Genomic DNA, 23620 nt, shown 5'->3' with positions numbered 1-23620 from the left:
GGATCAAAATGTTTCACATAAACTATAAGATATTTAATCATATAGTAAACGAAGTAAATGAGCTTAGGGGGGCAGATGGATACTTTCAAATACAAGTTGGTGATTCAAAGTATGGTCTAATGCTTACAGAGGACCTAGATGCTTTTTCTGTTTCAGTATACTGGTGGTTTATCTATTTTTTAGAAGCACTGTACCTTATTCAAAGGGAAGATCAGGTATACATAAGTGATATTGAAACACCTCAAGTATGGATTGAGCTAAAGAGAATAAACAATGATAAGCTGCTAATTAGTGAAGCCCATGCAACTAAGCCTGAAGGAAGCCATGCCGTTGTCTGCACTATTTCAAACAAGGTGACCTATCCTGCCTGGAGCGGAAAACCTGTATTATTCACTGAATTTAGAGATGAACTATTAACAAGTTCAATCAGCTACTTAAATGATTTATATAAAATAAACGCGAAAAGTCACCCCAATCTCATAAAATTGAAAACATTAATAGATAAGGTGAAAAAATAAAAAATAATATCATATAAAAAAACTCAGACTTTAACTGTCGTTTGTCTTTACCTTTAGATGCAGTCACGTGTCGAAAAAAGACACACAGCCCGTCACTCCTCTGCCGGTAAACGCAACCAAAGCGGCGATCCTGGATCAGGAAATTCAATATGACATACGTGACGGCGCAAAAGACGCGGTTAAAGACACCGTCAGCGGTTTATGGGAGGCAGCGACAAACCCGGTTGAGACGCTCAAAGGCACCTGGCATGCAGTGAACCCACCCAATTCAAACGGCTGACCTCATCAAAAACGCGTTGGTTCAGTCGTTTGATAAAGAGATGGTGCACGGCAATGCCTACACACGCACAAGATGGGTCACCTATGCCCTTACCACGCTGGCAACCTCTGTTTTCGGTACAAAAAGCGTTGACAAACTCAGCAAAACAGCCAAAGCTGGAAAAACAGGCGAAGCAGCAGGCAAAGCAAGCACTGCCATTAAAACAACACGAACCAGGGGAACAGAATGGGTGAATCAAAAACTGGATCAATGGCGCAGCCCGATTCTTCCTCGCACACAATTTGCGGACGGTTCGGTTCCTTATAACGTTATTAACGGCAAGGGATTAAGAAACAAACTGGAGCTGCCTGATCGTACCGCCCCACTCTCCGATCAGATCGATCAGGTGCGTGAACTGATTCAGCAAGCATCAGCCAAAAAAGTCGAATCTAAGCCAACCAAAACAACGAGAAATTAATATTTCAAATACTTAATTATGGGGAGGAGTTACTATGGAACTAAACGAAAAAGAAGCACTGAAGGTAATGATAGACTTTTTAGATAACTATTATAATCAAACAAAAGCTGATGATGTTGCAGTTTTATTAGGAAGTCTTACCCTTTTAGATGACGGAAAACCTGCTGATGCAGCAATGTGGGGAGAATGGCTAGATGCCATACATAAAGTAAAAGAAAAATGAAAATTTGGTGGCGCTCTTGATGTACCTTCAGTACGCTGTAACTGCTAAACTAAAATCAACAGATTCTGCTAAATAGAAATGAACACTTTTCACCCAATATCAATCCAGATAAGTTATGATTGTCTTTTAAACATAGTTTATCTGGAGGATCTGAAAGGTGGAAAAATTAATCTTGTATTTACAGGTTCATCAATTGAGTGAACAAGGATTCAAAGTGGCGAAAATCGCCAGGAAAATAGGTGATTTATCTGGATTTTTATCCAAGCGATTTCATTCGTCAGCTTTGTCAGAAGGCTGGAAAGTCCTTTTTGTATCTAATCAAAATGCAAGGTTATGTACTTTTAGGCTGCATAACTCTGTACTTTTATTTTGCCATACACAAGACATTCAAGACAGTATCACTATCTGTAATTCCAAAACCATGTATTGTAATCATCTATCAAATGATCATTTGGGGTGTCTAAACTAATTTTGAGATTTCCTATCGGAATATAACGCCTCTTTCTTCCAATTTTTACAGAGCAAATAAGTCCGTAAAAATCATCAATTTCTTCATCAAGTCCTGTAACCCTGACTTCGTACGTCTTCGCAGACAAAAAACCCGTTTCACGTTCGTAACTGGCCGTGAACGGAAAAACAAGATGATCTTTCAAATAGTTTAAAAATGTTTCAAGCGTTTCACCTGTAACCATGGGAAGATCGCTATCATACCCGATTTTTCGGAAAGAACGTCTCTTAATATATCACTTACTCTCTTCTCCCATTCATCCTTCATCTATTGACCTTCTTTCACCGCGATATGGGCCATCTGCTATTTTTTCTCCTCACAGTGGGGTTTCCCCTCACTTCCCACAGCATTTCTTATACTTCAGTCCACTGCCGCAAGGACAAGGATCATTCCGTCCAATTTTGTCAAATTTAACGGGCTGATGACTTGATTCGAGATGATATGTGCTCTTCGCTAATTCTTTTTACCATAGAAGTTGTTCCTTCTCCCCGTTCTTATCAAAACATGCCCACCATTCCATTTCAGCAATCGAATCCTCAATGAATTGAAAGTATGGGTTATTTCTGGATTGATTAAGCGTTTCCTCTTTAGTGGACTGTAGAACGCTTTCTACATCCTTCAAACCGATCACCATCGTATCTACGCTGCCTTTCGCGTAAACACGTTTTATAGAATCATAGGTTTCTTGCGGATACAAGTCCGTGCAACAGTTGATAATATGGGCATTAAAATAGTAATGTTCATCAGACAGTTTTTCCGTGAGCAAACTTTCAAGATACTTGACGATCCTTTCCCTCTCGATCTGTCCATTCAGGGCAAGGATGACCAGTGCGCTGAGACCTTGACCGCGCGCAAACTCATCTAACTCTTTATTCTCGATCAGTTGCTGAAGCATTTGAATGTCTCCATTATAAACGGACGCAAGCATACGACTTGTTCCTTCGGTAAGTACGTCTCCCAGTATCAAATCAAGTTTATCATCCGGAAGGTGCAGAATTTTCACTAATAATGGAAATAGTTCTTTGACACGGAATTGCGATAACAGATATAAAGCATAAATAAGATCTATTCGCTTCTCTTCATACTCATCAGGATGTTTGACAACTTCTTCGACGATCTCAATAAGAAACGGAATGGCCTCGTCTTTTCTTTCAATGATTTGCTTCAGCTGATCCTTCGGAAATGTTCCATTATAATACTTGATGGACTCGATTATCTGTTTCATTTGCTCATGATCCTTTCATAGATGTATGGGGCCGCCAATACATTTTTTAACAAAGTCTGATGAAAAAATAGAGATAAAAATGGTAGTCCGAAAATCTATTACCGTTTCCTGGGCCCTCATCTCTCTGTTATTTTTTTACGGCACACACCATTCGGCATGGAACGACTGGCATCGGATTAATGTCAGGTCTGTTTTTATCCGTTTTTCCATTCGGGGGAATATGTCCAACATGATTTTTAAGGCCTTTATCGTGTGTGGGACCAAATCCACAGTATTTCTATATCTTACATCCATTGGCGAGAACAAGTCAGCATAGTAAAAGATTAAGTCCTGTCATCTCCGGCAGCAGTGGTGAAATTTCACCCTCATCTCCGCAAAATCTTCTCCATCGGCCTGCCTTTCGCCAATTCGTCCACCAGTTTGTCAAGCCAACGAATTTTCTGCATAAGCGGTTCTTCAATCTTCTCGACGCGATGCCCGCAAATCACGCCTGTAATTTTGACGGCGTTGGGATTGATCTGCGGCGCATTGGCGAAGAACGTTTCAAAATCAGTGTTCTTGTCAATTTGTTCCGCAAGACCTGCATCGTCATACCCCGTCAGCCAGCAAATCACAGCATCCACCTCAGATTTGCTGCGCCCTTTTCGCTCAGCCTTTTGAATGTAGAGCGGATAAACTCTCGAAAAGGCCATTTTGTACACGCGCTCATTTTTCATAAAGTATCATCCCTTTTCGCTTCATGTTTACCCTCACCGCGTGATATCGATGAGGTCCCCACCCTGCCCGAACGTCGACATCTGCCACGAGATTTTCTCTGTCTTCCGGCGCGGCAGGTTTTCGGTTACTTTGCCACTCCGGATCGCCCTTGTCTTATTGCCGGACAAAGTGATCAAGCAATGCACGCACTTCATCGGTTGTCTCTGTGTTCATCAGTTGATTTCTTAGTTCACTTGCCCCTCGAAAACCATGGACATAAATCTTAAAAAAACGATGAAGAGCTTTAAACGGACGCAGCTCTAATTTTTCCGAATAGTGATCACGGAGATCCAGATGCAGCCTTAAGAGATCAAGCAGTTCCATACTGCTATGGTCTTTCGGTACTTTTTCAAAAGCAAATGGATTTTTAAAAACGCCACGCCCGATCATTATCCCATCCACACCATACTGATCCGCGAGTTGCAGACCGGTTTGACGGTCAGGGATATCGCCATTGATTGTCAAAAGTGTATCTGGTGCCACCTCATCACGCAGTTTCTTAATCTCCGGGATGAGTTCCCAGTGGGCATCTACTTTGCTCATTTCCTTCCTCGTACGCAGATGAATGGACAGATTAGCAATGCCTTGTTTCAACAGGTGTGTCAGCCAGTCACGCCATTCATCTACATTCGTGTAACCTAGCCTTGTCTTCACACTTACGGGCAATCCCCCGACTTTTGTTGCCTGTATGACATCGGCTGCGACTTCGGGACGCAGGATCAAGCCGCTTCCCTTCCCTTTCTTTATCACATTAGCCACTGGACAGCCCATATTGATATCAACACCACGAAACCCCTGCTTCGCCAGACCAATACTCATTTGCCGAAAGTATTCGGGCTTGTCCCCCCATATTTGGGCGACAATAGGCTGTTCATCCTCTGTAAAAGTCAGACGCCCACGCACACTATAGATCCCCTCCGGGTGACAATAGCTATCTGTGTTTGTAAACTCTGTAAAAAACACATCAGGTCTGGCGGCTGCACGCACGACATGGCGAAAAACAACATCCGTTACTTCTTCCATCGGTGCCAAGGCAAAAAAAGGTCGTGGTAAATCACGCCAAAAATTATCGATCATCGTTACATTCAAATCCTCACATTATATGGGATGCCAGATCAAAAACCCATCCCCAAAATTGCTTTCTTAACACTTATAGCACGATCAGGCTCACTAAATCAAATGACATACCCTAAATCGATCACTTGAAGGATTTGTGCCTGCAACTGTCGAAGTCGAGTTTAGAACCCGGGATGAACCGTCCGGCTTTTGAAGGACTAGGCCAGGGTGAAGCATGACGTCGCCAGTGTACTTCCGCAATGACTATGAAAAAGTGGTCACACCGGTTGGGGATTTTGTTAGAACGCTTGACGGAATCGATCCATGTTAAAAACATGATGTTTATCGTTCTTCCTTTAATTCATCCAGTCTCTCTTTTATTGCTTCAATAGCCGTTTGATCCCTGGCAATTGTTAAGCCCTTTTCGTATACTTCTCGTGCTTTATGAACATCCTTCTTTTGTCCAAAGAAGTACAAATCTCCCCAGCCAATATAGCCCCAGGGATTGTCAGGAAAATCTTGCACTAACTTCTCAAACTCGGAGTCAGCCTTTTCATATTGGCCTAATTCAGCGTAAGATTCCGCAATGGCACGCCGCATATTATGAATTATCTCACTTTCTTTGGGAAAAAAGTGACAGAACTCACGACAATAATTTATTCTTTTTTTAAAATAAGCAGGTTTATTCACACCCGCATTATGAAGTTCACCTTCCAGATCCTGGCAAAAATTTCGAATAAAAAAACTGCCTTTATAGTGCTTGTCCAAATAATCTAAGTTTTGGTATTCAGGGTTGATCCTGTCCTTTATTGCCTCCCAGACTGTCAACCATATATCACATGCAGATGTTGCGTCATTTTCATCTACATACTCATAACCCCTGTCAATTAAGTTATCCATTTGTTCCATGGATTGTTTTCCTGATGGAGCCAATCTTTCCCATAAAATCCATGCCGCCAGCCAGGGGAAATCTTCATCTCTACCCTTTGCGGTAACCGTATATTGATCAAACCAATTCTCCGAAAGCTCTTCGGCAGAGTAAAACTTTTCAACATCTTTTAAAAATGTTTCCTGTTTAAATGGAATGCCAAATTTTTGTAACTTGTGAATGATTTCATTGGTACTTAGTGCGTTCACTTCTTCATAGGTCATAAGCCTGTTAACGGGATTTCTTCCAATTTTAGCCATGATTCTTCTCCCCTCTCGATTTCTGTGACAAATTTACCCTTCATTTTCAAAATATTAAATTTGTTCAGCTACCACAATCAAAACCGTTCTAACCAAAATTCAGACCCTCAGTGAGCCCCGGAAACCCCTGGCAGCATAGTAACTTTCTGCTCCATTGTGATACACAAAGACAGTGTCGTAGCGACGATCACAAAAAATGGCCCCACCGAGTTTTCTGATATAAGAAGGTGTTTTCACCCAGCTCGATGTTTTAGTATCGAAATTTCCAAGTCTCTGCAGCTCCCGGTATTGTTCTTCCGTTAATAGTTCAATACCCATGTCAGCAGCCCTGTCCAAAGCGTTGTTTTCTGGTTTGTGTGCTTTCCTTGATTCCAGTGCCTTGCGGTCGTAACAAAAACTTCTGCGACCTTTAGGACTTTGCGCTGAACAATCATAAAAAATGTATTCGTCCATCTTTATATCGTGACCAATAACATCTGGTTCACCGCCGGTTATTTCCATTTCATTGAGGGACCACAGTTTTTCAGTATTCGTTTCCAGCTTTGCTTGTATTTTAGTCCATTCGAGTCCTTTATGACGATTCATGTTTTTCTCAAAGCGTGCTTTCAATACACCGAGTATTTCTGCACATTGTTCTGATGACAGCTTCCTTTTTTCATTATCCACTCCAGAGCTCCTCATTTCCTGTTGTTTAATTACAAATTCCTTTGTAGCAGTTCGACCGTCTCAACATGGCTCGAGAGGACAGAACAAATGTCATTTGGATATGTCCGTAATCGGAAACATATCCACTGCATTTTAGGGCTATTGGTAGAAGGAAACATATCCATAGAGTATCCACTTAATATAAGTGCTAAATAAGTGCTAAAAATAATCGTGGCGGATTGCAACAATAAATTAGCCACCCGCGAACCCCTGACCGGACTTTTCTTGACGAGTCCATTCATTATTTCAGCGCTTTAATAAGTAACATCATCGGGCGGCGCATTTCATCTGACATACCCGGAATGTCCATCATATCGGCACTTGGCATTGCTTCCTCAACAGCGTCCAGCCGAAATCCGGCTTTTATAAGCCCCATTAGAATTTGCGTCAGTGTATGATGTTGTTTCGTAACATCCTGTCCAAGAAAATGGGTAACTCGCTCCCCGGGATAAAAGTAATCATCCACAGGCCAATACTGAGGCTTGCCGTTTGAACCGTAAATCCAGTCCTGGTTTACACCCGCCGTAAAGACAGGATGTTCAATGTTAAGAAGGAAAACCCCACCCTTTTTTAGAGTCGTGTATATCTTTCTGAAAGCTTCATTAATATCCACAATGTAATGAAGCACCAGATTGGATATTACACAATCGTATGAATCGGCGGGATAATCATATTCCTCCAGTCCACAGACCCGATAGGTAATTTTAGGATCTGCGTTTTTTTCCTTTGCTTCTTGTATCATTTTTATACTCAGATCAATACCCAATACCTGTTTTGCACCGCACTCTGCTGCATATTTGCAGTGCCAGCCATAACCGCACCCAAGATCGAGTACGCTTTTGCCGCTTAAGTCAGGAAACAAGGCCTTGAATTGATGCCATTCACCCGCACCGGATAAGCCTTGCTGACTTCGTGACATCTTTGCGTATTGGTTAAAAAATTGCTTATCATCATAAATGTTATTCATATGCCTACCTCAAGAAATTTTTGTTTATCTAAGTGTTGTAGAACTATCTATCCTGCCTCATTAAGTGACACTTAACATATTCGAAAAATGGGAATTTGTTATCTTCGTATTATGCTCATAATTATATTATGATTGTATTTTTGACAGAGGGTTTTTCATTAATTCTTTCAAATGATTTATTTGCCATATTCTCTCGTTTTCCATTAATACTACGGCATCATCTTTACTTTTATTTATAAGTTTTATCGCAGAAACAACATACATAGCTGTTCCCTCAGAATGAGTGGGAACATGGCAAGTAGCTAAACAATGTGAAGTAGCTCTCACTATTTGCGAATATGGCTTATCATATTTTTCCATAGTTTTTGCTAAAGCCAAAACAGTATATGTGTATTTTCTTGCGTCCCACATTTTTATTTCACCATTTATCCACTTTTGCAAAGTACCTACTGCTGTTTTTAAAATTATTTCACTTGGATATTTCATTTCAAATAAAGGTAAAATTCTATTCAAACAATCAATAGCCCATATTGCTAAAATCCTATGCTCGTTAGAATACTGTTTTACAGGTTTTATTATATCAAGTAATTCATCATCGTGTTTTGTTAGTGAAAACTTATTCATATCGATCATAAAAATCCTCCATCCATTGTCATCCTCAGTCGTCCAAAACTGCTCTTCAACATCAGGCTTCTCGGGCAAAAGCAGCTTATTTTACCCGCCTACATCTAACCTGACTACTCGCCGGACTATGATATCTAAATCACTCTCTCGCACTCGAAAATACCAGCTTTGACTTGTTCCCATGAACCAATATTTTTACGATTTTTGCAAATCAAATTTTTACTAATAAACCTCAAAAGCCCTTATTCCAAGCCTTTTTTACACACTCATTCTTTGACCCTTGACATTAGACATACCGTCTCCACATGTGTTAAGAGGAAGTCATAGCTGTCAAAAATTAGTCACTTGAACATTATTGTCTTTGAGGGAACATATCCACTGAGGGCTTGCATATGTGGGAACATATCTACTACTTTACGATTCTCGACAATATATCGAAACCAAATACTACTCTTCTGGAGGAATTTAGCCTTCTTCATAGTTTGGTTAACTGATGTCAGAAAGCAGTACTTTTTGCAATTATTTAAGTGATCCTGCTCTTTTTAATCATCGTTAGATAAATACCATCCGTGCTCACGATGAATACTTGGTGCATGTGGAGTTTCATTGCCCCATGCTCTTTTGCTCATCTCTTTATCAAATCTTCCAAGTAAGTTCTGTAGGCTACAAGCCGCTTTAAAATCATCACCTGATGAACAATAGTCTAGTCTTACTTTTTCTCGTGCTGTATCAAGTTCTGCATCTGTTGCATTTTCAAACCATTTATCACTATAAAGATTTGCCTTTTCTATCTCATCTTTCAAATTATCAAATAATTCTTTTATGGCATCTTTATTCTTCGATCCAAGCACGATAGCAATAAGTGTAGGGATGCTTATTCCAATGAGAACAAGCTGCTTTTTATGTGCTTTCACCCAAGTCACAATTCCATTCTTATCATCAGCAATTTCTTCTGATTCCTCTTTATTCTGGATTTCCTTATTCATAAGATTTCGCTCCTTTCAGTTTCTATCCCTCTATAACAGTACTTGTAATTTTCGCGATGATATTGTGGTTTTCAACACAACAAACAACGCACCAGATTATTAACTCCATGTCTTACTTTTTAATAACTCAGCGATTTCCTGTGTTTCAGGTAAATTCTCTGTCTCCAGAACTTGCGTTAAATCAAATACCCTCGTTCCCATAGGTGCTCTCGGTGTAATTTTCTTAAAATCAGTCTCATAGAATTTCTCAACAAAGAAATATCTGTGCTTGATAGTTCTTAAATCATATCCATGCTCATCACCATCTGTAATTGCAAGAAGAATTTTACGTTTTCTTTCCTCAGTCAGCTCACCATACTCTGCCTCATATTGCATACCTTCCTCAGTTTCAACTGCTACAATACGTGCGCAAATCTTGCCCACTGCACGCACACTTTTGTTTTTATATAGACTTAAATAATCATGAGCCCTAAAACCACGCTCAACATTGTCATAGTAAATATCTTCACTTACGTTAAAATCAAGAGTGGCCCCTGCTAACTGCATCCTCATAAATTTCCACGAATCTGAAACCGTGATGAGTCCATCGTTATAGCAGTAATTCAGATAATCATCCACAACCTCCTGCATTTCATAATCCCTATCATCAATCACTTCTTGTATTGCATTTGCTATACCTTCAAATGTTGTATTGATATGAATGACTGGTTTACTTTGCGCAGAGTTATATTCCTTTAATTGTTGTTCAAAAATCTTCTTTTTATCTTCTGCCATTATCTCAGGGGCTAGAGTAATCATTACCTTATACTTCTCATCACCAAAAGAATTCAAATGTCTCATAAGCTGTTCAGAATAAAACCAGTCAGACATTTTTGTTTCAACAACAATCTTAAAGCTTTCCTGTGTTATGGTCGCATCAGGAATACTATCAACACTCTTCTCTTGTAAGTTAAATACGATTTCTGGCTCAAAGGAATCAGAGAAAAACTCCGACTTTAAAAAGCGAAAAAACTTATCAGAGGAATATTGATATAGGCGAGATAACAGCAACATCGTATTTGCCGTAGCTACATTTTCTTTTGCATGATATCTCTGAAAATAGTGAATTTTCATTTCTGCTTGTCTCCTCTCTTTTTCTTTCCATAATTTTTTGGGAAGTAGTCCTTTCCAAGCTGCCAAACATACTGATCAATTTGCTTTAGGTTATATGTATCCAAGTCATAGAACCCACGAAAATCAATCAATATATCTTTAAATCTAACGTAATCTTTTAGCTCATCATTTTGGAAATCTGAGAAGTTATCACGATTTCTAAAATATCGTAGCACCTCATCAACGTAGCTATCATATATAGGATAATCAAGTGGATTGTGATGACTACAATATTTGGTGGCAAAAGAGTAAAAACTTCTCTTTTTATTACTAATCGTTACATGCTGGATATCTCTGACTAGAGTAACATCACCAGCATCGAGTCTCGTATCAATATTTAAAGAGCGTATATGTTTAGCTACCGGATAGATTGAGAAAATGTTCGTACTGTAAAAATCATTAAGAGTTGATGCTTTTAACAGAATATCTAGAATGTCTGTATTATTTGGACACAGTTCTAGAAACAGTTTATTGAGAGCATCCTCTTGTAAATGATAATTTTCAAGTCCATCCCACTTTGTAAGATAAAACTCAACTTGCTCAACCGTTGGAGAAGGGATGACAATATCTTTTTTTGTTCTTCGTAAATTTGTGTTTTTTTCTGTTTTTACTTGATTGGTTTCAGATTGCTCCCAAGTACTATCAGAATTTATATACAAACGAAACTTTCTTAGGTGAGACAAATAGCCACTTACCAGAGCATTAACATTACCTGACGAGTGTTCAGAAAGAGTTTTCAATAATCTTGACCTAGCTTCACTCTCAAAATCATTAGATAAGACCGTATCCCAGAAAAGGGTTTTACTATCCTTTCTCCATAAATAGAAGGTATCTACGGAAGCAGTATTTATGGTTGCTTTTGAAATGTTCAAACTATGTAAATGCTGCTTATATAAAACACGTAACTCATCATATGGCATTTCTTTTAATTTGCGTATATCCACTAGTTAACCTCCTTACTCTATGTTTTGTAATCTTTCAAGCCACTTCAATATGTAGCCACTTTTAAAGAAATCTAGTAATGCACCATCACAGAAACGCTCAGCTCTTACTGCACCCATAAGAAGCGCAAGCACACACTGTGCATTTAAGCTTGAAACGTCAGCATCTTTCATAGAGTCGGTTCCCCATTCAAGACCATTTTCTTTGAGAATATCCCCATAGCGGGTAAGCTCCATATCTTTATTGCTTTCTTCAAAGGTATAAACATCGTCAATAAAGTTGCTCACCATTTCGGAATACCGCACACAAGGCATCTGTATTGGATGTTCTGGTGTTCCATCGTTTTCTTTATCAATAACCCATTCTCCAAAACTGTCTGTCTGAATCATAGGTATGTATTTTGTCAAAATATCGAATTTACTCATCCTAATCCTCCTCAGTAACATCAATGCCAAATAGTCTCTGGAACTTATCAAAGTTATAAGGGTAAGAGTTATCGCCATCAAATCTTACTGGCTTATGGCCATTACTATATTCAAATTCCAACTCCCACTGTGTTCCATCAAGTACCATGTATCCGAAGCGTTTAGTTGTATAATGTCTTCGCCACTCACCGATATGAAGTTCCTTAAGTGCCCCAATGAAAGTATCCTTTATAAAGGGATCTTTATTATCATCCAACAATACAAGTGGTTCTACATCTTCCCATAACTTTGTATAGGCTTTAAATTCTTCGGATAGCTCTACAATATAGGTGCTATAACCGCCAAAGTAACCACCAATGTTAAAGGTGATTTTGCAGATAGCATTTATGTTCGCATCAAAATCGGCTGCCTTTTCTTCAGACTTTGATAAAGTATAAGTTCCGCCAGCCTCAACATAGGCTTGCTTGGCTTTATCCAAATATATACGGCTCCAATGAAGGCGGGTAACTTCACTTGGATGCATAACAGTTTTAATGTCATTATACGGGTTTTCCATAGAATTTTTGAGGTGACCTATTTCTTGCTTAAGTCCTCGGATGGCGGTCATTATTTCTTCTTTTGTTTTTCCTTTGAGATACTCTTCATAGTAACTTTCCGGACTAATCATCATATTAGACTGCTTCCTTTAATCATTACCTACTATTCTGTTGCTTTACCTTTTCACTAATTAAATTTTTAAACTCAAGTAATTCTTCTGACTTAATATAATAACCTAAATTAGTCATTACAGATGTTCTACTTATTACCTTTTGTTGTGTAGGTATATCAACAACCGATATCTCTCCATTTGCATTCATCGTTGGACCCGCATATAAAATACCTAAAAATATTATTCTTCTAGCTCCTAAATAAGTATTACCTTTTTTATCAGAATATCCATTTTCATTTAAAATATAAATTGGCGATCCAGACGATCCTGGAAAAGCGGCAATATCTGCCAGTCCTATTCCTTTTGTGTTAAAATCGTACGCTGGATGAGACGCTGTATATCCTTTTCTAAAAATTGGATAATTGTTTTTACTATCCCATAACCCAATTGGATATCCAATCATTACAATTTCTTCTAAAGCACTCAGTTCCATTAGTTTTATTTTATTAGGAATCAAACTTTCCTCATTAGCTACATAAAACACTTGTTTTCCTGTTTGTTTCTTTACTTCCTCAAATATTGGGTTAATAAATGTGAAGCACATATCTTTTTCGGAATGAAAAAACCAGTCTGTTTGTAGAGTAATAGCATAGTTTTCCGTGGTTGAACCATCTTCTTCACTCAAATGTAAAAAGAACTTTACGGTTTCATTTCTATTGTAATTTACAACATGCTTATTAGTAATAAGAACAGGAATAGTAAGTTCACCCTCCTTGAAATTAAAGAAAAATCCAGTTCCTGAGGAACCATCATGTGCTTCTATCCTTACAGTATTAAACATTAGTTGCTCTGTGAGACTAATTGGTTTCATATCAGATCTCCTTTTTATTTAGTAATACTACGGCGTTGCTGTTCATTCATTGATTTCCCGTCTTTATTTCATTGCCATCAGGCAATATAAAAGCCTGCACAAACTTGACACCTAGCACATCAGCAATGACCTTCAACTCATCCAAGGTTACTGTTTCTCGTTGTAATTTCTTATTGAAATTCTGTGGAGTCTGCCCAATACGTCTAGCAAGTTCGGAAACACTTATATTCATTTGCTCACACAGTTCTTTAATCATTTCTGCCGTAGTCATACAGCACCTCCAAGTTTACGCTAAGAATATTATAAACCATTTGGTTGATAAACACAATAGTTATTAAAATATTATTATAATCAGCAAGCAAAAGAAAACCCACAACTCTACTGTAGAGTCATGGGCTATTTACTTCTGGTTTTCATATTTCCATTTCGATGCCAGATTTGAAGGCTATGACGAAGTGGTCTTCATAGACTGTAACGCTCTGGATTATCTTCCTTACAAGCTTATCATCATATTCTAAGGTGCGGAATTTGTTCTTGCGGATAAATTCAATCAGCTCATTGATTCGCTCGTTCTCGCCACTGAGGGAGGCATCTTCTACTAAAAGGATCTGTCGCTTGTCTCTCAGCTCATCAATCTCATCTGCTAGGTGTTCATAGTCTTGACCCTTGTTCGCCAGCTTGATAAGTTCTTTTTGCTTTTCCTCCAGTAAGTTGTTAATCTCTGAAATTTGATACTCTGTGGTTTCACCAATCACAGCATGAATGTTCTCTTCCAGGGTCTTTATCATGTTGTTGCCACCAGCAAGTAGCTTATTAATTGCGGTCATTACAGCACCATAGAGTTCATCTTCTTTTACGGTTCGGTTCTTACAAACTTCAGGACCTTGCTCGATTCTACTCACACATCGCCAGACAAATTCTTTTCTGCCATGAATATTCCAATAGGTTCTCCTATAAATATCGCCACAATCTCCACAGAAGGTGATGGCACTTAAAGCGTACTTGCTACTATAAATTCGTTTGTTCTTGCTTGCTCCTGTGTAGATATTGCTTCTTCGATGAATTTCCTCCTGAACTTGCAAGTATAATTCTTTGGGAATGATGGCCTCATGGCTATTTTCAACATAATACTGTGGAACATGCCCTTCGTTCTTAACTCGCTTCTTGGTAAGAAAATCTACTGTGACGGTCTTTTGCAGAAGGGCATCTCCGATGTATTTTTCGTTTTGAAGGATCTTCTTAACTGATTCTGGTCGCCATCTTCGTTTTCCCGCTGCTGTTAAAATACCACCCTTTTCAAGGCCTCGACCAATGCCCACCAGACTCTGACCTTCAAGGTATTCTCGGTAGATGCGTTTGATAATCTCAGCTTCTTCGGGGACAATAATTAAATTTCCATCTTCATCTTTGGTGTAGCCCATAAACCGTTTATGGTTGACCTGCACCTTTCCTTGTTGATATCGGTACTGTAGCCCAAGCTTAACGTTTTGTGAAAGGCTCTGGCTTTCCTGTTGTGCCAAAGATGCCATAATAGTCAGCAAAACCTCGCCCTTGGCATCCATGGTGTTGATATTCTCTTTTTCAAAATAGACGGATATGTTTTTATCCTTGAGCTGTCTAATGTATTGAAGGCAGTCTAGGGTGTTACGTGCAAATCGGCTGATGGATTTAGTAATAACCATGTCGATGTTACCATCCATACACTCTGCAATCATACGATTAAATTCGTCACGCTTTTTAGTGTTTGTACCGGAGATACCATCATCTGCAAAGATGCCAGCAAACTCCCATTCATTATTTTTCTTTATAAACTCTGTATAGTGTGCGACCTGAACCTCATAGCTAGAATTTTGTTCTTCTGTTTCTGTAGAAACACGGCAATAGGCAGCAACACGAAGTTTCTTTATCTTTTCTTTTGCGGCTGTACTTCCTACCCTTTTACGAGCAGGAATAACCATTATATTTTTCTCTGTCACTTTATTCCTCGCTTTCTATCAGACTGTATAAGTATTCTGCTCGTTCAAAAGCATCCACGGGCATCTTATTATCTGCCTTTCTCATTTTAAATCGTTCTTTGGGAGGGGGAGAGGTGAAAGCGGCAAGCTCTACCACTCGTCCTAAATCCTTTGCACGCTTATCTCTAACTTCTTCAGCTTTATCAAATATCTCTTTATCAATGATTGCTGGATACGTATCATTTCCAAGGTAGTTGACGTTTTTCAAAATGCGTCCCATCACAGAGTGTGTCTTATCAATACCTGCCTGTTCGCCAGCCACTGTAAGGGATAGTCCTGATATGTATTTCTCAAAGAATACCTTTACTTGACCTGCTGCCTTTTCATCGACAGTAACCACTCCGTCTTGAATTTTGTATCCATATGGAATATATGCCATTTATCTCACCACCTTTTCTTTCAGGGAAAGACCGCATTTCAAATTGAATGTCAGCTCATCCCTGGAATTTACAATGATGTTCACTACAAATTCTTCAAATAGTTCCTCCGTGTAGTCACCATTAAAATTATCTGCTGACACATAATTAATGAGGTCCTTTATATCGTTTGCTCGTAAAACCCCACTCGTAGAGTTCGTTACCAGATTTGTTTTTTCAGTTGTAAGATTTTTTATCTCACTATCCAAGACATTACGTTCCTGATTAAAAAGAGCTGGCTCAAGGAAACCTTTGGCCATCAGTGTAATAAGGGTGTTGCGTTCTTCCATGAGTTGCTCCATTCGCTTATCAATAGCATCCATTCTTTCACGGTCGCTTTCTTCATCAATTTGGCTAATTGATTTGAATAGTGGTTCTAAGATTAGCTTATGACTGAAAGCAAGCTTATTCATCATGGTTGTCAATGTGGCTTTTATTTCTCCATCTCGCAAGAACAACATGGAGCAACTCTCTTTGTCTTCGATATGACCGATGCAACTCCAAGCAATGTAACTCCTACCAGCTGAGTAGTTTGTCTTTCTCCTAAAATTGCGACCACACTCTCCACAGACAATCTTGCCACTTAAAGCATATCGATTAAGATAAACGTTCTTTTTCACGCCCTTACACTTCATCTTGGCTCTTTCATCAATGAGATCTTGTGCCTTAGCAAAGTCTTCTCTACTTATAATAGGTTCATGATTGTCCTTGTAATAGTACTGGTCTTTTTCACCTGTATTCGAATGGCGGTTGTAGTTACTATCAGTGTAGGTCTTTTGTAACAAAACATCTCCCATGTATTTTTCGTTTCGGAGCATGTCTATCACCGTGCCTGCATTCCAGTGATTACCTCTTCTTGCTGGGATTTTGTCTTTGTTCAAACCTCTTGCTATAGTACCTCCACCTTTCCCTGAAAGGCACTCAGCAAAAATACGTTTGATGATTTCTGCTTCTTCTGGGACGATTACCATTTCACCATCTATATTGGTGTAGCCGTAGGGCGGAGTACCAACATAACTGCCATTTTGAAATCTCTTTTGAATGGACCATGTTGAGTTTTGTGAAATAGATGCAGACTCTTCTGCAGCAAATCCTGAAAGAATAGAAAGCATCAGCTCACTTTCCATATCACCCGTATTTAGATTCTCTTTTTCAAAATAAATGTAAACACCGATATCAATCAGCTTTCTTACTAACTCTAGGCAATCTACTGTATTACGAGCAAAGCGGCTGATTGATTTGGTGATAATAAAATCTATCCGACCTTGCTTACAATCTCGTATCATGCGGAGCAGTTCAGTCCGTTTCTCCATCTTGGTGCCGGAGATCCCTTCGTCATAATAAAGACCAGCAAATACCCATTCTGGATTAGACTTAATATAGCGCTCATAGTGTTCACGCTGTGCCTTAAGGCTTTCAAGTTGTTCATCACTATCGGTTGAGACTCTAGCATAGGCGGCAACCCTAAGATTCGTATTAGGTAGTTGTCCTTGGGGCAGTTCATCTATTTTTGTTATCTTTTTCATCATCTCACCTCGCTTTCGCCCATTACATACATCACTCTAAAAGCTATTAATAGCAAGCTTTTTAGGACATAATCTCGGCTAAACGGGGAGAGAATTTCTGTCTGTTCAAGGCTGATATTTTGTGTAATTCATCCGCTGTGATTTTGCCTTCTTTATATAGGTTTGCGACAATACTCTCGGCTATGTGAAAGTCATATTCCTTTTGTAATTCTTCTTCTGTCATCTGCTCGGTCTTGCCCTTTAAAGGACAGCCGTCTTTTACTTCATAAATGTTCATAGAAAAACACCTCCTGCCTAGTAGCCACGGCAGGAGGTGAAATCTGATGATTTCTTTAATCTTTTTGATAAAATTCACATTCATAGCCATCGGCATCAAGGAGCAGCCCTTTTGCCCAAGGTGGCACTTGACTCATCTGTTTACATACTTCAGTAACAGATATTTGAGTATTGGCTTCAATAATGACTTCATCATGGACATGAGCCACAATACGATAAGTACTAAGCATCTTCATTGAATACATTAAAATATCACGGGAGATGGCTTGAACAATATTCTCTACAAACTTAGGACCGTAACTTTCAAGACGCTCCCATTTCTTTGTTCCACCTACTCCTTCATAGGTAACAGACTCACCACCAAACTGATTCTCACCAATTCGAGGTTTTACATAGGTAAGCCGTCTACCTGAGGGAAGAATGATAAAAAGCATGCCACTAAGACAATGAAACTCGATGCCATGGGTTTCTTGTGATTTATTTTCCTTTACGCATTGTTTAGCCGCCCGATCTACATCCCACCAGAACTGTGTGATGTTGGGATTAGACATTCTCCAGGCATTCACAAGCGGTTTTAATTCTTCCTCTTCAAGCCCCATCTCTAATGCACCCATGGCTTTTAGCGCACCAACAGAACCACCATATCCAACCTGCATTCCCGGAAAATTATACCAGGTAGTCCAAAAAGCGCATCAGAAAAGGATTTCTAATACAATAGTCTTTTTTCCATTGGTATAATTATGCTGGTTGCTATCTGCCAAAGATGCCTTAATATCAGGGATTATCAGAACCTTGGTATAAAAGCACGGGAATTCAGGATCCAAGTGCCAATTCAGCAATTTTACCCTTCTGTCTCAAGCGACCGTTCACACCATGCTTTTCAACGGGAACGTTAAACATCTGGGAGGCAGATGCACAGTAGATATCACCACCATTAGCAAATACCTTTGTTCGCCATGTTTCGCCTGCGAGCCATGAAAGCACACGAGCCTCAATGGCTGAGAAGTCAGCCACAATAAACTTATGACCAACTCTTGGTACAAAGGCTGTACGAATCAGTTGTGAGAGGGTATCTGGTATATCTTCATAGAGCAGTTCTAGTGTTTCAACATCACCATTTCTAACAATATTTCGCGCCTCTTTTAAGTCTGGCATATGGTTTTGAGGGAGGTTTTGTAATTGCACAAGCCTTCCGGCAAAGCGTCCTGTTCTGTTAGCTCCATAAAACTGAAACATACCTCTAGCTCTTGAATCACTACAGACCGCATTTTCCATTGCTGTATATTTCTTTACTGAGGATTTTGCCAGTTGCTGACGAAGTGAAAGAACTTCATTTAGTTCACCATCGGTTTCCTTAAGTTTCTCAGCGACAGCTTTTTTACCGAGAGTCTCCATCTCTAGACCATTTTCACAAAGCCAGCTTTTCATCTGTTGTACAGAGTTTGGGTTATCGAGATTTGTTATCTGCTGCATGGCAGTTAGTAGTTTTTCATGAGATATGTCATCCATGGCGATGGCCTGCTTAACAAAATCCATATCCACCTTTATGCCTCGATCGTTGATTTCTTGGTCGAGATGATACTCATCCCAGATGTCCTCTGGTACTGGAAACTTGATCAATCTTTGTTGTATCTGTATTTCTGCCTCCACATCACGCTTGTTATATGCTTTAAACTGCTGCCATTTATCGATTTCATCAGTGGGTAGGTTACGGGTTCTACTACCATTTATTTTTTTTGGAGCACATGGAAGACAAAAATATCGTATCAGGTCTTTACCCTCCGTCAGCTTTTGCTTTTCAAGTCCTAGCACTGCACCTACACCTTCTAAAGAAAGAGGTAAACCCATATAGGCAGACCAAACCATGGAACATTTCCATGAGGAAGGATTTAGATAAGTCCCAGTGGGATAGCCCAAATAACGTGAAAGGCATACTCGCTCAAACTGAGCATTAAATGCCCACTTCGTAATGGTTTCATCGGTTAAGGCATCTAGGATTTCTTTTGGAATCTTTTCTCCATTCATCAAATCGATGACCTTAACTTCATCACCGTCAACCGCATAACCAAACAGCATCACCTCAAAATCATCTGCTTCTACGTAACGATAAACACCACTCTTTTGTAGATTGGTAGATGAATAGGTTTCGATATCAATTTCTAAGTTCTTCATAGCTACCACCTTTCCTAAATGAAAAAAGGTGGCAGAGGGAAGACCTCCACCACCGTCAAATTTATTGTTTCTATTAGGCAAGGAAGTCATCATCGACAAGAGTCGTAAAATCATCTATTGCAGAAGACTTACCACCTAGAGGTTCTCCGTCTCTAATTTTTTGAATGTTACCAAGGCCACAAGCTACACCTTTATTACCATTTGAGTTGAAGGCATAGAAGTTAAGTGAAACCCTGCCATAACAACCGCTGTATACCTCGCTACGATCCAGTATCGGCTTAACACTTTTATCTACAATCTGTGGCGCTGTCTTGCTATTTGCATTGATGAAGTAATGGCCTTTATAAGCCTCATCATCACGCTCTACATCACCATCACGCAGCGGTAGTTTAATGGCTGCCTTATTTGGTTTCTTACCACCAAACTTTGCGATACCTTCCTCAATGGCAGCATCAACTGCTGCATGGATGGCATTAATGGTTTCCTTGTCATCCTTTGGAATAAGGACGGATACGCTGAACTTTTCTGCACCACCATTAATAGATACAGGCTCCCATCCGTGGAAGTAAGAAAATCTTGAGTTTACACCTGTGATAACTTTTGTTTTGTTTTGCATATTTGCCATAATATTTAATCCTCCATAATTTCGTTAAATTCGTTTTTAGCATCTGCTACGTTCATTGCCGGTCTTTTATCTGAGTTTGGAACAAGAGTCGGCTTACCCGGTGGTTTGTAAATGAGGTCACCGAGGAGTTCCTCAAATTTGGATTTACCCATCAGTTTTTGCATCTCTGTCAGCGGAATAAGGCTCTTTCTGTAAATGTCCTTATATCCACCTGCCACGGCTTTTTCTGCAATGGCTCCTTCATCTTTGTACTTGCGAACCGAGCGACCTTCCACAACTTTAAAACCGTTCCACTCTTTACCGTGATTGACTGCTGCATCAGTGGCATAGGCTGTTATTTCATTCGCCCACTTGGTAAGGTCGGGAAGAATAAGTAAGATTTCTTCTATCTCAGCATCCGTCAGCAGAGGTGGCATCTTGAATTCTTTCTCTGCAAGTTTTAGCTTTTCTTCGGCTCTGGCCCGACATCTGTTTGCCGCTTTACAGAAGGTACACCATGGACCGGGGATGTATTCACCCTCACCGTTGAAGGCTTTGTCAGCTCTGGGCTTTAGTTCCTCTTCCGCCCAGCCTTTTAGTTCTTCCACCGGTATTGTCCAGGTGCTGACATTTTCTCTTCTAGGCTGAAAGATCGTCATGGACACTTCTTTAATGTCGTACAGGTGATCATAGATTCCAGGTGCTCCTAGGGCATAGAGCTTCATCTGTGGATTGTCCACTGCATCAACTAGCACACCCAGTCCATATTTAAAGTCTACGATGTGAAGTCTGTCATCTGAAATGATTACACAGTCTCCTGTCCCAAAACCATCTGGAACATAACAAGAGAAGTCAAGACGTTGTTCAATAAGAACGATAGGATCTGTGCAAGACTTTCTTGCAAGTTCCACCTGCTCCATAACGAAGTCAACGTAAGCATCTGTACATTCCTCCATCTCATCAGAGTTATACTCAGAGATAGGTCGCTGACTTCTCATATGAAGTGCCTTTTTTAGTTTGTGTTCACACAGGTCATGAGCCGCTGTGCCTTCTTTTGCTGCCTCACCACTTTGGTCTTCAAACTCCAGTTCAAGTCTTGCAGAGGGTAGGCAGTTGAGCCACCTGTGGGATGAGGATGCAGATAATATTGCATGATTACTCATTTCCAAGCTCCTCCGCATCTTTCAAGATGTCAGCGTAGTAAGCCTTGTCAACCGCACTTAACTTGTCTGCACCATACTTTTGAATGAGTCCTCGCACTTCGGCAGTAAACCCAATCTGGCTCTTTTCAGCAAGTACCATACGCACTTTTTCCAGTGGGATATCCGGCTCGTTTGCTGTTTCTGTCTTTGTGGCAGGCACTTCTTTGGGAGCAGAATCACTTTCTGCCATTGCATTACAAACCGCCTGTATGCTGTCAGCAAGACTTCGCATATCATTTACCACTTCAAGCAGTAATTTTATTTTGCTCAAGGTCAGTACCTCCTTTCGTCATTTCACAGATAGATAGTTCCTCGATGCTATCTCCAGGGATCACAATCGTTACACGCTGTTTACTCCCTAAAAGAAAGCGAAGAATTCGTTCCCTTACGGACACATTACGGTAGGTAACAAGTCCGCCTGTCTGTGGTTTCTTAGAAATACTAATTTTGAGATTGTGTTTCATATCCATCACCTCTTTCCAAAGGGCGATTTATTTGTTGCCCTCTACCTAGTAGCCACGGGAGGTAATAGAATCTGACGGTTTAGAAAAAAAGAATGCCTACCAAAGAGAAATACTCCTTGATAGGCAATCTTACTAGTTCTTATTTCAAGAGTTCATTGACCCTTTTTTGTACCGAAATGTAGTCATAACCGGCATTTGTCAGTTTGTTTTTTCGATCTTGTCCGTTACCCCAATCGCCACGAATGACTTCCTTTGCGATGGCATCAATAGACTTTTTACTAGATAGCATTTCATTGACTTTTGATTGCACTGCCACATAATCATAGCCTGCATCCGTTAAGCGTTTCTTTCGTTCTTCACCATTACCCCACAAGCCTTGAATGACTTCCTTGGCCAGCGTCTCAACCGATTTCTTTTCTGTAGGAGCAGGTATATTTTCTTCTTTACCAAGATGATTAAGCCCTGCACTTTGGATAATCGCTTTGTAATCTTTATAGGCATAGTTCATGTCTAAGTTTCCTGAGTAACCACTTAGTTTACCTTTGCTTGTGTACTGCCAGATACCATGACGAAGAGTCGGTTCTTTACTGGACCACTGAGCGACCCAGAAATCATAAGGTTCTAGACGATCCAGTTCTGTTAAATCTTGAAACCAAGAACTAGACGCATAGATGCCGGCATAATAGCCAGCATTTTCTACGGTTTCACAAAAGCCTACCAAAGCATCGGTAATGGCTTTCTTGCCACTTGGTCGCTGGTGATAATTATCCTCTGTATCAATAAATACAGGGTAGGAGATGGTCTTGCCTTTGATAATTTCTAGGCATTTCTTCGCTTCTGCTATGCCCTTGGTTTTGGTATTGGCACAGCTGTACCAGTAAACACCGATAGGAATACCTCTCTCGTGAAAGGCTTTATAGTGTTGTTCAAAGGCATCATCCTTGTGCAAACTTACTCCTGTACCGTGGCCCGTATATCCTGCTCGAAGGATGACAAAATCAACCTCTATTGCAAGTTGGTCATAGTTTATCTGACTTGGTTTTTGCCACGTACTGATATCAATTCCTGTAGTTTTCATGATTATTCCTCCTCGTTCTTTTTATGGAGCTGCTTTAATACATCTTTTAGTTTCTCTGGGATCGGTAGTCCAAGGTGAGCTGAATTTTCTAACAGCGAAATTCCCTCATTTGATAGATAGAAGAAAACAATCGCTGTTCTTAGTACGCTCCCATCACCAATCACATAAACGTCTAAAATATTGGCTACACCCACTAAAACAAAAATCAGCTTCTTCGCTGATTAAAATGAATGAACCTGGAAATACTGGAAACTACCTAATTAAAAACGACAGGTGGTTTTCAAATGTTAGTAGAATTCAATGACCTGGAAAACTTATTCCATATTACAGAACCC

Annotated in this window: 33 protein-coding genes; 5 read left to right on the top strand and 28 right to left on the bottom strand. The window is 39.8% G+C overall.

All coding sequences use genetic code 11. The features are described from left to right. Positions 1-8 precede the first annotated feature (8 nt). The 5 genes from EWH91_RS13400 (at position 9) to EWH91_RS13380 (ending at position 1947) form a co-directional block, all read left to right on the top strand. Entirely contained in the window at positions 9-518 is a 510-nt protein-coding gene (locus EWH91_RS13400) for a hypothetical protein (RefSeq protein WP_129930643.1), read from the top strand. A 67-nt stretch (positions 519-585) separates the two neighbouring features. Continuing rightward, on the top strand, positions 586-798 hold the full coding sequence (locus EWH91_RS13395) for a hypothetical protein (protein ID WP_129930641.1): 213 nt from the start codon (positions 586-588) through the stop codon (positions 796-798). A 16-nt stretch (positions 799-814) separates the two neighbouring features. Next, a complete protein-coding gene (locus tag EWH91_RS13390) occupies positions 815-1255 on the top strand; it encodes a hypothetical protein (RefSeq protein WP_129930639.1) in 441 nt (146 codons plus the stop codon). Positions 1256-1289: 34 nt separating this feature from the next. Continuing rightward, entirely contained in the window at positions 1290-1478 is a 189-nt protein-coding gene (locus EWH91_RS13385; protein WP_028983375.1) for a hypothetical protein, read from the top strand. A 157-nt stretch (positions 1479-1635) separates the two neighbouring features. Further along, positions 1636-1947 carry a hypothetical protein gene (locus EWH91_RS13380; RefSeq protein WP_129930637.1) on the top strand — a complete coding sequence of 104 codons (312 nt, stop codon included), beginning with the start codon at positions 1636-1638 and terminating at the stop codon, positions 1945-1947. On the opposite strand, the gene EWH91_RS15060 is transcribed toward EWH91_RS13380, so the two are convergent. From EWH91_RS15060 to EWH91_RS13240, 28 genes are all read right to left on the bottom strand, one after another. Continuing rightward, complete coding sequence (locus EWH91_RS15060; protein WP_129930635.1) at positions 1880-2170, bottom strand: calcium-binding protein; 291 nt, start codon at positions 2168-2170, stop codon at positions 1880-1882. The two genes, EWH91_RS13380 and EWH91_RS15060, sit on opposite strands and share 68 nt — an antisense overlap. A gap of 150 nt (positions 2171-2320) precedes the next feature. After that, entirely contained in the window at positions 2321-2386 is a 66-nt protein-coding gene (locus tag EWH91_RS13370) for an SEC-C metal-binding domain-containing protein (protein WP_129930663.1), read from the bottom strand. 63 nt (positions 2387-2449) lie between these two features. Continuing rightward, positions 2450-3211, bottom strand: coding sequence for a DUF1186 domain-containing protein (locus EWH91_RS13365; protein ID WP_129930633.1), 762 nt, complete (start codon positions 3209-3211; stop codon positions 2450-2452). A gap of 365 nt (positions 3212-3576) precedes the next feature. Beyond that, positions 3577-3927 carry a DUF2200 domain-containing protein gene (locus EWH91_RS13360; protein ID WP_129930631.1) on the bottom strand — a complete coding sequence of 117 codons (351 nt, stop codon included), beginning with the start codon at positions 3925-3927 and terminating at the stop codon, positions 3577-3579. Between the two features lie 154 nt (positions 3928-4081). After that, positions 4082-5044, bottom strand: coding sequence for a tRNA dihydrouridine synthase (locus tag EWH91_RS13355; protein ID WP_129930630.1), 963 nt, complete (start codon positions 5042-5044; stop codon positions 4082-4084). A gap of 321 nt (positions 5045-5365) precedes the next feature. Continuing rightward, entirely contained in the window at positions 5366-6211 is an 846-nt protein-coding gene (locus EWH91_RS13350; RefSeq protein ID WP_129930628.1) for a tetratricopeptide repeat protein, read from the bottom strand. A gap of 99 nt (positions 6212-6310) precedes the next feature. Next, positions 6311-6892, bottom strand: a complete 582-nt coding sequence (locus EWH91_RS13345) for a DUF4256 domain-containing protein (protein ID WP_129930626.1) — start codon at positions 6890-6892, stop codon at positions 6311-6313. A 265-nt stretch (positions 6893-7157) separates the two neighbouring features. Further along, positions 7158-7883, bottom strand: coding sequence for a class I SAM-dependent methyltransferase (locus tag EWH91_RS13340; RefSeq protein ID WP_129930624.1), 726 nt, complete (start codon positions 7881-7883; stop codon positions 7158-7160). Positions 7884-8009: 126 nt separating this feature from the next. Next, the gene (locus EWH91_RS13335) at positions 8010-8516 is read right to left on the bottom strand and encodes a putative immunity protein (RefSeq protein ID WP_129930622.1); all 507 of its coding nucleotides are present in this window, start codon (positions 8514-8516) and stop codon (positions 8010-8012) included. 533 nt (positions 8517-9049) lie between these two features. Beyond that, complete coding sequence (locus EWH91_RS14580; RefSeq protein ID WP_206184337.1) at positions 9050-9493, bottom strand: hypothetical protein; 444 nt, start codon at positions 9491-9493, stop codon at positions 9050-9052. A 99-nt stretch (positions 9494-9592) separates the two neighbouring features. After that, positions 9593-10606, bottom strand: a complete 1014-nt coding sequence (locus EWH91_RS13325) for a hypothetical protein (RefSeq protein ID WP_129930620.1) — start codon at positions 10604-10606, stop codon at positions 9593-9595. After that, on the bottom strand, positions 10603-11589 hold the full coding sequence (locus EWH91_RS14575) for a hypothetical protein (RefSeq protein WP_206184336.1): 987 nt from the start codon (positions 11587-11589) through the stop codon (positions 10603-10605). Before EWH91_RS14575 ends, EWH91_RS13325 begins: the two co-directional genes overlap by 4 nt. A gap of 12 nt (positions 11590-11601) precedes the next feature. Then, complete coding sequence (locus EWH91_RS13315; protein WP_129930618.1) at positions 11602-12012, bottom strand: DUF6508 domain-containing protein; 411 nt, start codon at positions 12010-12012, stop codon at positions 11602-11604. 1 nt (position 12013) lies between these two features. Beyond that, on the bottom strand, positions 12014-12679 hold the full coding sequence (locus EWH91_RS13310) for a hypothetical protein (protein ID WP_206184335.1): 666 nt from the start codon (positions 12677-12679) through the stop codon (positions 12014-12016). Positions 12680-12704: 25 nt separating this feature from the next. Continuing rightward, entirely contained in the window at positions 12705-13532 is an 828-nt protein-coding gene (locus tag EWH91_RS13305) for a serine protease (RefSeq protein ID WP_129930615.1), read from the bottom strand. 46 nt (positions 13533-13578) lie between these two features. Next, on the bottom strand, positions 13579-13803 hold the full coding sequence (locus EWH91_RS13300) for a helix-turn-helix domain-containing protein (protein WP_129930613.1): 225 nt from the start codon (positions 13801-13803) through the stop codon (positions 13579-13581). 142 nt (positions 13804-13945) lie between these two features. Further along, positions 13946-15508, bottom strand: coding sequence for a recombinase family protein (locus tag EWH91_RS13295; RefSeq protein ID WP_483315839.1), 1563 nt, complete (start codon positions 15506-15508; stop codon positions 13946-13948). Position 15509: 1 nt separating this feature from the next. After that, positions 15510-15926 (bottom strand): recombinase, encoded by a 417-nt coding sequence (locus tag EWH91_RS13290; protein ID WP_129930611.1) that lies wholly within the window; start codon positions 15924-15926, stop codon positions 15510-15512. Next, positions 15927-17489 (bottom strand): recombinase family protein, encoded by a 1563-nt coding sequence (locus EWH91_RS13285; RefSeq protein ID WP_129930609.1) that lies wholly within the window; start codon positions 17487-17489, stop codon positions 15927-15929. It abuts the gene before it with no gap. Positions 17490-17550: 61 nt separating this feature from the next. Then, the gene (locus EWH91_RS13280; protein WP_003762658.1) at positions 17551-17766 is read right to left on the bottom strand and encodes an SHOCT domain-containing protein; all 216 of its coding nucleotides are present in this window, start codon (positions 17764-17766) and stop codon (positions 17551-17553) included. A 55-nt stretch (positions 17767-17821) separates the two neighbouring features. Next, positions 17822-18421 carry a DNA polymerase family A protein gene (locus EWH91_RS13275; protein WP_240697371.1) on the bottom strand — a complete coding sequence of 200 codons (600 nt, stop codon included), beginning with the start codon at positions 18419-18421 and terminating at the stop codon, positions 17822-17824. Between the two features lie 157 nt (positions 18422-18578). Further along, positions 18579-19937 (bottom strand): DNA polymerase, encoded by a 1359-nt coding sequence (locus tag EWH91_RS13270; RefSeq protein ID WP_206184334.1) that lies wholly within the window; start codon positions 19935-19937, stop codon positions 18579-18581. A gap of 73 nt (positions 19938-20010) precedes the next feature. Continuing rightward, positions 20011-20562: a DUF2815 family protein gene (locus EWH91_RS13265; protein WP_129930607.1), complete on the bottom strand. Its 552-nt coding sequence runs from the start codon at positions 20560-20562 to the stop codon at positions 20011-20013. A gap of 5 nt (positions 20563-20567) precedes the next feature. Then, complete coding sequence (locus EWH91_RS13260) at positions 20568-21704, bottom strand: DUF2800 domain-containing protein (RefSeq protein WP_129930605.1); 1137 nt, start codon at positions 21702-21704, stop codon at positions 20568-20570. Next, on the bottom strand, positions 21697-22014 hold the full coding sequence (locus tag EWH91_RS13255) for an rRNA biogenesis protein rrp5 (RefSeq protein WP_129930603.1): 318 nt from the start codon (positions 22012-22014) through the stop codon (positions 21697-21699). The genes EWH91_RS13260 and EWH91_RS13255 overlap by 8 nt, the downstream gene beginning before the upstream one ends. Then, positions 21989-22207 (bottom strand): hypothetical protein, encoded by a 219-nt coding sequence (locus tag EWH91_RS13250; protein WP_129930601.1) that lies wholly within the window; start codon positions 22205-22207, stop codon positions 21989-21991. The genes EWH91_RS13255 and EWH91_RS13250 overlap by 26 nt, the downstream gene beginning before the upstream one ends. A gap of 139 nt (positions 22208-22346) precedes the next feature. Next, the gene (locus EWH91_RS13245) at positions 22347-23285 is read right to left on the bottom strand and encodes a GH25 family lysozyme (RefSeq protein ID WP_129930599.1); all 939 of its coding nucleotides are present in this window, start codon (positions 23283-23285) and stop codon (positions 22347-22349) included. Positions 23286-23287: 2 nt separating this feature from the next. After that, positions 23288-23491 (bottom strand): phage holin family protein, encoded by a 204-nt coding sequence (locus EWH91_RS13240; RefSeq protein WP_483315840.1) that lies wholly within the window; start codon positions 23489-23491, stop codon positions 23288-23290. Between the last annotated feature and the right edge of the window lie 129 nt (positions 23492-23620).

Source organism: Sporolactobacillus sp. THM19-2, from assembly GCF_004153195.1.
In the GTDB taxonomy this organism is placed as follows: domain Bacteria; phylum Bacillota; class Bacilli; order Bacillales; family Sporolactobacillaceae; genus Sporolactobacillus.
Note: the sequence above shows the minus strand (reverse complement) of the source record. Positions and strands in the feature narration are given on the sequence as shown.